This window comes from Neisseria sp. HMSC056A03 (assembly GCF_001815685.1).
Taxonomy (GTDB): domain Bacteria; phylum Pseudomonadota; class Gammaproteobacteria; order Burkholderiales; family Neisseriaceae; genus Neisseria; species Neisseria subflava.
The window spans coordinates 19,530-28,693 of the sequence record NZ_KV821589.1; the positions used below are offsets into that span (position 1 = coordinate 19,530).

Genomic DNA, 9,164 nt, shown 5'->3' on the forward strand with positions numbered 1-9,164 from the left:
ACATGACCACCATCTACAACACCCTTACCCGACAAAAAGAACCCTTCACCCCCATCGACCCTAAAAACGTGCGTATGTACGTTTGCGGTATGACTGTTTACGACTATTGCCACTTGGGTCACGCCCGCGTGATGGTTGTGTTTGACATGATTGCCCGTTGGTTGCGTGAGTGCGGTTATCCGCTCACTTATGTGCGCAACATCACCGACATCGACGATAAAATCATTGCCCGTGCGGCTGAAAACGGCGAAACCATCGGCGAACTGACCGCGCGTTTCATTCAGGCTATGCACGAAGATGCCGATGCTTTGGGTGTGTTGCGTCCGGATATTGAGCCGAAGGCAACGGAAAATATTCCGCAAATGATTGCCATGATTGAAACCCTGATTCAAAACGGCAAGGCATATTCTGCCGCAAACGGCGACGTTTACTATGCCGTGCGCGAGTTTGCCGCTTACGGACAATTGTCGGGCAAATCGTTAGACGACCTGCGCGCAGGCGAGCGCGTGGAAGTGGATGGTTTCAAACGTGATCCGCTTGATTTTGTGTTGTGGAAAGCGGCCAAAGCAGGCGAGCCGGCATGGGAAAGCCCTTGGGGCAACGGCCGTCCGGGTTGGCATATTGAATGCTCTGCCATGAGCGAAAACCTGTTCGGCGATACTTTCGATATTCACGGTGGCGGTGCGGACTTGCAGTTCCCACACCATGAAAATGAAATTGCCCAAAGTGTCGGCGCGACAGGCCATACCTGCGGCCATGACCACGCGCAAACCCATCACGGTCAAAGCATTGCTAGCCATGTCAAATACTGGCTGCACAACGGCTTCATCCGTGTGGACGGCGAAAAAATGTCCAAATCGTTGGGCAACTTCTTCACCATCCGCGAAGTGTTGAAACAATACGACCCGGAAGTCGTGCGTTTCTTCATCCTGCGCGCCCACTACCGCAGCCCGCTGAACTACTCCGACGCGCATCTGGATGACGCCAAAGGCGCACTGACCCGCCTGTACACCACTTTGAAAAACACCCCAGCCGCCGCGTTCGAATTGTCCGAAAATGCCAACGACTACACCCGCCGCTTCTACGCCGCCATGAACGACGATTTCGGTACGGTCGAAGCCGTTGCCGTACTGTTCGAACTGGCAGGCGAAGTGAACAAAACCAATGATACACACCTTGCCGGCTGCCTAAAAGCTTTGGGCGGCATCATCGGCCTGTTGCAACGCGATCCGATTGAGTTTCTGCAAGGCGGTGCTGTTTCAGACGGCCTCTCCAACGAAGAAATCGAAGACTTAATCGCCCGCCGCAAACAGGCACGCGCGGATAAAAACTGGGCGGAATCCGACCGTATCCGCGACCTTCTGAACGAACACAAAATCATTCTGGAAGACAATGCCGGCGGTACGACTTGGCGCCGCGGTTGATTTCATGACATAGATAAAAGACCGTCTGAAACTGTTTTCAGACGGCCTTTTTAATTTTGCTATTTCCAAAAGGGCGCAAACATCGCGTCCTTGGTTTAAAACATCATTTCATTTATGCGCCGAATACTTTCAGACGGCCTTCGATTGGTTGGAAGGTTTTTTCGCCGGCTGGAGCCGCGATACCGCCAATCACCATTTGCGCACGCAACAACCAGCTTTCCGGCAGGTTCCATTCTTTGGCAATGGCCGCATCAGGCAGCGGATTGTAGTGTTGCAGATTGGCGCCGATACCGGCAGCCGCCAATGTTGTCCACACAGCATATTGAATCATGCCATTTGCCTGATCTGCCCAGATCGGGAAGTTGGCCGCATAAGATGGGAACTGCTCTTGCAAGCCTTTGACAACATCTTGATCTTCAAAGAATAAAACTGTCGCCGCGCCTGCTTTAAACAAGTTCAGTTTTTGTGCAGTGGCTTCAAACTGCTCGGTAGGAACAATTGCACGCAAAGCTTCCTCGACAAAATGCCACACTTTGGCATGTTCTTCGCCAAATAATACGACCACTCGGGCAGATTGCGAATTGAAAGAAGACGGCGTATGTAAAACGGCGTGTTCGATGATTTTGGTTACTTCCTCATTGGACAGAGGCAGGGTGTTGTTCAATGCATAGATAGAACGACGGGTTTCAGCAGCTTGTTGCAAAACAGAATAAGTCATGATCTTTTCCTTAAATTAATCTTTATCTTTACCAAAAACATTATCCAAAGCCCACGCTCCGCCACCGGCTACTGCCAGATACAGGAACACGAAGCAGAACAAAACGGCAGATTCGCCCTGATTGGCCAATGGGAACAAAACATTACCAGAAGACGCGTGTGCCATAAAATAGGCGGCAGCCATCTGACCGGACAAAATAAACGCGGCCGGACGGGTGAACAGGCCCAATATCAATAAGATACCGCCGACAATTTCCAAAATACCGGCCACCAGCATCAAGCCTTCAGGTGCGCCGCCCATGGACATCGGAAAACTGAAAAACTTGGCTGTGCCATGCAGCAAAAACAGATACGCCGCAACAATACGCAAGACAGACAATACAACCGGTTGGAATGATTTGAGGGCTGACATCTTAATAATCCTTATTTTAATGGCTACCTGAAAGAGGTAGGGAGCAATTTCAATAAGTGCAGTATAGATAATTCCCAGTAAGAGATATATACTAAAATTATTGATACAACGTTTCCTAATAAGAAATCATGGATACCCTATTCAGCCTAAAAGTTTTCCGCCAAGTGGTTCAAAGCGGCAGTTTTACCCGTGCCGCCGATCAGCTCGACATCTCCACCGCCATGGCCAGCAAACACGTCAGCCATCTGGAAAACACCATTCAAGCCAAGCTTTTACACCGCAACAGCCGCAACCTCCACCTGACCGAAGCAGGCGAAGAATACTACCGCCAATGCAGCTACGCGCTGGATACCTTGGACACCGCCGCCCAAAAAGCGGCAGGCAGCGCCGACACGCCGCAGGGTATGTTGCGCGTTACCATGCCCCTGTGGTTTGCAGGCGGTAATATGAGTGCATGGTTGGCCGAATACCGCCAGCGTTATCCCAAAGTCACGCTCGACCTCGTCCTCGACAACCGCCATATCGACCTTATCGCCGAAGGTTTCGACCTCGCCTTGCGCGTTTCCAAAACCCCCTCCCCTTCGCTGATCGTCAAACCGCTGGCCAAAATCGAGTTCGTCCTGCTTGCCGCCCCCGACTATCTTGCCCGACACGGCACACCCGATACACCCGAAGCCGTCATGCAGCACCAAGCCATCCTGCCTTCCTATACCAGTCAACAAGACCAGGAAATTACCCACCGCGCTACCGCAGAAAAAGCCATTCTCCATCTCTCCCCAGTTATCCGCAGCGACAACACATTGATGATCCGCGAGCTGATTAAAGCAGGCGCAGGCATAGGCTATCAGCCCCTTTGGGCAGTTCAGCAGGAATTGAAGGACGGCACATTGATCCAACTCCTGCCCGATTACACCATCTGGGCAGACCAACTGAACGCCACTTATGTCGACAGGGCCTTTCTCAGCGCGAAAGTACGCAGCTTTATCGACTTTCTCAATGAAAAAATATCGGAAGGATAAACATCAAGGCCGTCTGAAACACTTTTCAGACGGCCTTTAATCAAAGTAATAATCCAATCAATAATTGGTCGAACAGAACTGTTCGCGTTTGTCCGCATCGGCGGCATAGCATGTCAAACCCATGCCTGACGCATTGCTGTTGTTCGCTTTCGCACCCGGTTTTTTGTTCACCAAAACCTTACCGTTTTTTCCGATTTCCACGGTTACGCCTTTGCCGTTTTTCAGCTTCCATTTCAACACTTGTGCATCGGCACTTTGACACTTGCTGACCGTACAGCCGCCTTCTGTCGCAACATTGCCGTTTTTATAAATCACGCACTGCTGCTGGCTGTCGGTACAGGCCGCATACGCAGCAACGGAGAAACAGGAAATCAGCGCGGCAAACAAAACAGGTTTCATGGTTTGAACTCCTTGGGTTGTGATGATGGATTTGTAATATTTGGAACTATACGCCTGTTTGTATGGGTAAACCAGCGGGTATGAGATAAGTAATATATTGATTTAATATTTAAATAAATTTCTAATTTTATCAATTGGTTGGTAATAAAATATCCATCAGCGCGATATTAATATAGTAGTTGCTTCTGCCTATGTTTTCTTTATGCAGGAATCCGCCTTCCGTCAGTTCGTTCAGATATTTGGCGGCACTGGGGCGGGAAACGTTCAGCGTTTTCATCAGGAAATCGATTTTTGTGTAGGGATGGTTGAACAGGTGGTTAATCAGATCTTGGCTGTAGAAACTGAAGTTTTGCCTGATGCGGTGTTTGTAGTCCAGCATCGCCTGATGGATGTGTTGCACGGTATCGATGCCGTCCTTGGCGGTTTGTTCCACGGCTTCCAGCATATACAGCAGCCAGCCTTCCCATTCACCCGTATCGCGTACATGTTGTAGCAGGCGGTAATATTCGCTTTTGTTCCGAACCAGATAGCGACTGAGGTATAAGACGGGAATATCCAGCAATCCGGTTAAAACCAGATACAGCACATTGATAATCCTGCCTGTTCTGCCGTTGCCGTCGTAAAACGGGTGAATGCTTTCAAACTGGTGATGGAGCAGCGCCATGCGGATCAGCGGGTCGATAGGTTTTTCCGTGTTGTCGTCGTTGATAAATGCTTCCAATCTGCTCATCAGGCGGATGATGTCGTCCGTATGTTGCGGCGGCGTATAGACGGTTTCGCCGGTACGGTCGTTTTTCAGCATCGTTCCCGACTGTTTGCGGAATCCGGCACGGTTTTTTTCCAACTCGGCCTGTATTGTCAAAATATGATTGTTGGTCAGCATTCCGTGTTCTTGGATAAGGTCGAAGCCGCAATGCAGTGCTGAAGCATAATTCTGCACTTCTTTGATGGCAAGACTAGACTGGCTTGCCGATATTCCTGCACGGAACAGTTCGTCATGGGTGGTAATGATATTTTCGATTTCAGAACTGTCTTTGGCTTCCTGCAAAGACAGCGTGTTAATCAGAATGCCTTGGTTGGGAATGCTGCGGCATATACCTTTTAATTCGGCCAGATAACGATGGGCGGAATTCAGTTTTTTCAAGACAGGGACCGTTTCGAGGTCTGCTTCGGGAGGGAATTGTTCGATCGAGTACATTTTAGGTTTTCGGTTAATTGATAAAAAAATCCCATTTTTTTGCTATATCGCTTCGATATGATAAAAAAACGGGATTTTTTTTACAATTTAATTTTATTTATTTGTTTCAAAACGGTTTTAATTTAAATAGCACTTCAGACTACTGTTACCGCTTCAACTTCGCAAACGCATCCGCCATCGCCGAATTGGTCGGGGCACAGTCGTTGCGTTGGGGTTTACGGTCGCGGCGTTCGGAATGTTTGCCTTCAGACGACCTGTTGCCTTTGGCTGCGCCGCCCGCCTCGTCATCCAAGCGCATGGTGAGCGCGATGCGTTTTCTGGCGGCATCGACTTCCAGCACTTTCACTTTCACCACGTCGCCGGCTTTCACCACGTCGCGCGGGTCTTGGACGAATTTATTGGACAGGGCGGAGATGTGCACCAAGCCGTCTTGATGGACGCCGATGTCCACGAATGCGCCGAAGTTGGCGACGTTGGAGACCACGCCTTCGAGTATCATGCCGACTTGCAAGTCGTTGATTTCGTGAATGCCTTCGGCAAAAGAGGCCGTCTGAAACTCGCCGCGCGGGTCGCGGCCGGGTTTTTCCAGCTCGGACAGGATGTCCAGAATGGTCGGCAGGCCGAAGCGTTCGTCGGTAAAGTCGGACGCTTTGATTTGCTTCACGCGCTCGCGGTTGCCGATGAGTTCGGCAGCGGTAATGCCTTGTTGCGCCAGCATTTTGGCGACGACGGGATAGGCTTCGGGGTGGACGGCACTCGCGTCCAGCGGTTCTTTGCCGCCGTTAATCCGCAAAAAGCCTGCTGCCTGCTCGAAGGTTTTTTCGCCCAAACGCGGTACTTTCAGCAATTTTTTGCGGCTGTCGAACGCGCCGTTTTCATCGCGGTAGGCGACGATGTTTTGGGCAAGGGTTTGATTTAAGCCGGAAATCCGCGCCAAGAGCGGGACGGAGGCGGTGTTCACGTCCACGCCGACGGCGTTCACGCAGTCTTCGACCACTGCGTCCAGCGATTTGGCGAGCTGGCTTTGGTTCACGTCGTGCTGATACTGGCCCACGCCGATGGATTTGGGGTCGATTTTCACCAACTCGGCAAGCGGGTCTTGCAGCCTGCGGGCGATGGACACCGCGCCGCGCAGGGAAACGTCCAAGTCGGGGAACTCGCGCGCCGCCAGTTCGGACGCGGAATAAATCGATGCGCCGGCTTCGGACACGACGATTTTGTGCAGGCTGCTTTCGGGCATTCCGCGCACCAGTTCGCCTGCGATTTTGTCGGTTTCGCGGCTGGCGGTGCCGTTGCCGATGGCGATGAGCTTCACGCCGTGTTGTTTAATCAGACGCGACAGCGTTGCCAACATATTGTTTTCTTGATGTAAATAGACGATGACGGTATCCAGCAGCTTGCCCGTATCGTCCACCACGGCACATTTCACGCCGTTGCGATAGCCGGGGTCGAGACCCAGCGTGGTCAGCCGTCCGGCGGGCGCGGCGAGCAGCAAGTCTTTGAGATTGCGGGCGAACACGGTAATCGCGTCGGTGTCGGCGGCTTCTTTCAGACGACCTAAGGCTTCAAGTTCCAGCGACAAAAAGATTTTCGCGCGCCAAGTCAGGCGCACGGTGTCGCGCAGCCATTTGTGGCCGTCTGAAACCTTGAAACGGCGGGCGATGATTTGCTCGTATTCGCTTTGCTGGGTAATCGGCGTGTCGTCGGGCTGGTATTTGAGCGCGATGTTCAACACGCCTTCGTTGCGGCCGCGCAAAACCGCCAGCGCGCGGTGGCTGGGCATGGCGCGGACGGGTTCGCGGTGGTCGAAATAATCGCTGAATTTTTCGCCTTCGGTTTCTTTGCCTTCAACGACTTGCGCGTGGATTTCGGCTTCGTTCCACAGTTTTTCGCGCAGGCGGCCGATCAGCGCCGCATCTTCGGCAAACTGCTCCATCAAAATCGCGCGTGCGCCGTCGAGCGCGGCTTTGGTGTCGGGTACGTGTTCACTGACAAACGGCGCGGCGGCGGTTTCCGCGTCTTGCGGCTGCTCGTTCAACAGCAAATCCGCCAGCGGCTGTAAACCATGTTCGCGCGCGGTTTGCGCCTTGGTGCGGCGCTTGGGTTTGTAGGGCAGGTACAAATCTTCCAGCGCGGTTTTGTTGTCGGCGGCTTCGATTTGCGCCCTGAGGTCGTCTGAAAGCTTGCCTTGCTCTTCAATGCTTTTTAACACAACGGCTTTGCGCTCTTCCAACTCGCGCAGGTATTGCAGCCGCTCGGCAAGCTGGCGCAGCTGCGTATCGTCCAGTCCGCCCGTGGCTTCCTTGCGGTAGCGGGCGATAAACGGCACGGTCGCGCCGTCGTCCAAAAGCTCGACGGCGGCGGTGATTTGCGCGGCGGTGGCGGAGAGTTCTTGGGAGAGGATTTGGGTGATGTTCATGGGGGTCCTTTGGATGGGTGCAGGCTGGTTTTTTGGGAGCTATATAAAAATTATTGTTTGAACTGTTTGATTAGACTATTTAATTGTTCCAAACCGTCAAATGTGCTGGGGATTTTTTCATCGCTGGATAAGATGCTGCTAAAAATAAGATTTTCAAATTTATCTAGCGCATCTTTATCATTGGTTTTGATTTCTTTGGCATATTCGGCATAGCTTTGGATAAATTGGCAAAGCGACAGCCGCAAATCTAGTTGCATGATTTGGGTTTGCACAGTACGGTAATGAAATAAGACAACGCGAAAGAAATAGATTAAAACCAATTCCAAACCCGCACTTATTGCGATTTGCTGCCAAGTTAAATTAGCACCTCCATCAGAAAGAAATTTATATGCCGGGATTGCTGAAATAATTACTGCGATAAGAAATAAAAGCTGTAAAATCGATTCCTTACTTTCTTTTTTTCATTAAGCATTCTGCTGAATCCATCAGATAAGGCAACAAAATTAAAACCCTGCTCTAGATTTTTCAATGTATCACTTAACTGTTCGACTTTTTCCAATTTCTCGTCAGCACTTTTCTGTATGTTGTCTGATGTTTCTTTTAAAACAATGGAATGTTGTTCAATCTTTTTTATATTTTCTTCATAGTTTAAGAATGCTTGAAATGATTTATTTCCTAAATAATCGTTGAGCAGCATAAGCGAATAGTCGCTTTGTATGTAATTTAATTTAGATATATTGTTGTGGGTAATGTCATCATTTTTTAATGATTTAAACCAATCCCAAATCCTTTCATAAATATCACTATCGTTCCAAATCTTTTCTCTGTATTGACGCCTCATTGTCAATTCAGCTTCTCGTAAGAATCTAATTGACATTAGGAATATATTATCTAATATTTCTGAATCCCAATTATTTTCTAAAAAATTTAATATTTTTTCAAAAGATTTACCTATACAATGATAATTGAATGGGCAGACTGATAGCCAGCAATCATCTGATTCAGATATTTTATCCAATATAATCTGAGTGTAATGAATCTTATGATATTCAATACTGTCTCTCGATTCTCTTTCTTTTCTCATCTCAAGAAGATTAACTATTTTTTCTAATAAATCCTTATTTATTCCTTTATCCATCATAAACCTTTCATGTTGTGTTTATATTTTCAGGTAGCCTATATTACCGTTTCAACGCTTTCAATTCGGCAAAATCTTCCGCTTCTGCTTAATATTTCCAACCTGCAACCTTGTTGATTTTACTGTAACCAACAAAGTGCAGGCTGCTTTTTTTATCAGAACTGCTTGAATATATCCAAAAACACGCGGTGGTTGTTATAGCGGTAATAGAAATGGTTGCTGCGGATGTGCGACCAGGTCCAGTTCAGGCGCGGGGTGAAGCCTTTCCAGGAGAGGCGGCTGTGCGACAGCGCCAGGCGGGTGAAGTATTCGGTGTCGCGGCGCTGGATATTGAAGATGTCGGGGCCGCGGTAGTTTCTGCGCTGCACGCTGATGTTGAGCGATGTGGCTAAGGTATAGAAAATAACCGCGTTGTTTACACCACAGGTTGAGAATGAA

10 protein-coding genes are annotated in these 9,164 nt (G+C 49.5%); 2 read left to right on the forward strand and 8 right to left on the reverse strand.

Going from position 1 to position 9,164, the window contains the following annotated elements:
• Positions 1-2 precede the first annotated feature (2 nt).
• Positions 3-1,424, forward strand: coding sequence for a cysteine--tRNA ligase (gene cysS, locus HMPREF3052_RS02285; protein ID WP_070748246.1), 1,422 nt, complete (start codon positions 3-5; stop codon positions 1,422-1,424).
• A gap of 112 nt (positions 1,425-1,536) precedes the next feature.
• Here cysS and HMPREF3052_RS02290 read toward each other — a convergent pair whose 3' ends face one another.
• Positions 1,537-2,142: a nitroreductase family protein gene (locus HMPREF3052_RS02290; RefSeq protein ID WP_070748248.1), complete on the reverse strand. Its 606-nt coding sequence runs from the start codon at positions 2,140-2,142 to the stop codon at positions 1,537-1,539.
• 15 nt (positions 2,143-2,157) lie between these two features.
• Complete coding sequence (locus HMPREF3052_RS02295) at positions 2,158-2,553, reverse strand: DoxX family protein (protein ID WP_049350928.1); 396 nt, start codon at positions 2,551-2,553, stop codon at positions 2,158-2,160.
• 128 nt (positions 2,554-2,681) lie between these two features.
• Between HMPREF3052_RS02295 and HMPREF3052_RS02300 the strand changes: the two genes are divergently transcribed.
• Positions 2,682-3,572: a LysR family transcriptional regulator gene (locus tag HMPREF3052_RS02300; protein ID WP_070748250.1), complete on the forward strand. Its 891-nt coding sequence runs from the start codon at positions 2,682-2,684 to the stop codon at positions 3,570-3,572.
• 57 nt (positions 3,573-3,629) lie between these two features.
• On the opposite strand, the gene HMPREF3052_RS02305 is transcribed toward HMPREF3052_RS02300, so the two are convergent.
• The 6 genes from HMPREF3052_RS02305 to HMPREF3052_RS02330 all read right to left on the reverse strand — a co-directional run.
• Positions 3,630-3,971 carry a hypothetical protein gene (locus tag HMPREF3052_RS02305; RefSeq protein ID WP_003683849.1) on the reverse strand — a complete coding sequence of 114 codons (342 nt, stop codon included), beginning with the start codon at positions 3,969-3,971 and terminating at the stop codon, positions 3,630-3,632.
• A gap of 130 nt (positions 3,972-4,101) precedes the next feature.
• Positions 4,102-5,169, reverse strand: coding sequence for a Fic family protein (locus tag HMPREF3052_RS02310; protein WP_070748252.1), 1,068 nt, complete (start codon positions 5,167-5,169; stop codon positions 4,102-4,104).
• A gap of 145 nt (positions 5,170-5,314) precedes the next feature.
• On the reverse strand, positions 5,315-7,588 hold the full coding sequence (locus HMPREF3052_RS02315) for a Tex family protein (protein ID WP_070748254.1): 2,274 nt from the start codon (positions 7,586-7,588) through the stop codon (positions 5,315-5,317).
• Positions 7,589-7,638: 50 nt separating this feature from the next.
• Positions 7,639-7,845 carry a hypothetical protein gene (locus HMPREF3052_RS02320; protein WP_141756592.1) on the reverse strand — a complete coding sequence of 69 codons (207 nt, stop codon included), beginning with the start codon at positions 7,843-7,845 and terminating at the stop codon, positions 7,639-7,641.
• A gap of 152 nt (positions 7,846-7,997) precedes the next feature.
• Complete coding sequence (locus HMPREF3052_RS02325; RefSeq protein WP_141756593.1) at positions 7,998-8,729, reverse strand: hypothetical protein; 732 nt, start codon at positions 8,727-8,729, stop codon at positions 7,998-8,000.
• A 152-nt stretch (positions 8,730-8,881) separates the two neighbouring features.
• Positions 8,882-9,164: surface lipoprotein assembly modifier (locus tag HMPREF3052_RS02330; protein WP_141756594.1), on the reverse strand; the 283-nt coding region annotated here is incomplete at its 5' end.

Bases quoted from the DNA above. Each gene is read 5' to 3' on its own strand.
- HMPREF3052_RS02290 (WP_070748248.1), bottom strand. From the start codon at position 2,142: ATGACTTATTCTGTTTTGCAACAAGCTGCTGAAACCCGTCGTTCTATC.
- HMPREF3052_RS02310 (WP_070748252.1), bottom strand. From the start codon at position 5,169: ATGTACTCGATCGAACAATTCCCTCCCGAAGCAGACCTCGAAACGGTC.
- HMPREF3052_RS02315 (WP_070748254.1), bottom strand. From the start codon at position 7,588: ATGAACATCACCCAAATCCTCTCCCAAGAACTCTCCGCCACCGCCGCG.
- cysS (WP_070748246.1), top strand. From the start codon at position 3: ATGACCACCATCTACAACACCCTTACCCGACAAAAAGAACCCTTCACC.
- HMPREF3052_RS02320 (WP_141756592.1), bottom strand. From the start codon at position 7,845: ATGCAACTAGATTTGCGGCTGTCGCTTTGCCAATTTATCCAAAGCTAT.
- HMPREF3052_RS02295 (WP_049350928.1), bottom strand. From the start codon at position 2,553: ATGTCAGCCCTCAAATCATTCCAACCGGTTGTATTGTCTGTCTTGCGT.
- HMPREF3052_RS02305 (WP_003683849.1), bottom strand. From the start codon at position 3,971: ATGAAACCTGTTTTGTTTGCCGCGCTGATTTCCTGTTTCTCCGTTGCT.
- HMPREF3052_RS02300 (WP_070748250.1), top strand. From the start codon at position 2,682: ATGGATACCCTATTCAGCCTAAAAGTTTTCCGCCAAGTGGTTCAAAGC.
- HMPREF3052_RS02325 (WP_141756593.1), bottom strand. From the start codon at position 8,729: ATGATGGATAAAGGAATAAATAAGGATTTATTAGAAAAAATAGTTAAT.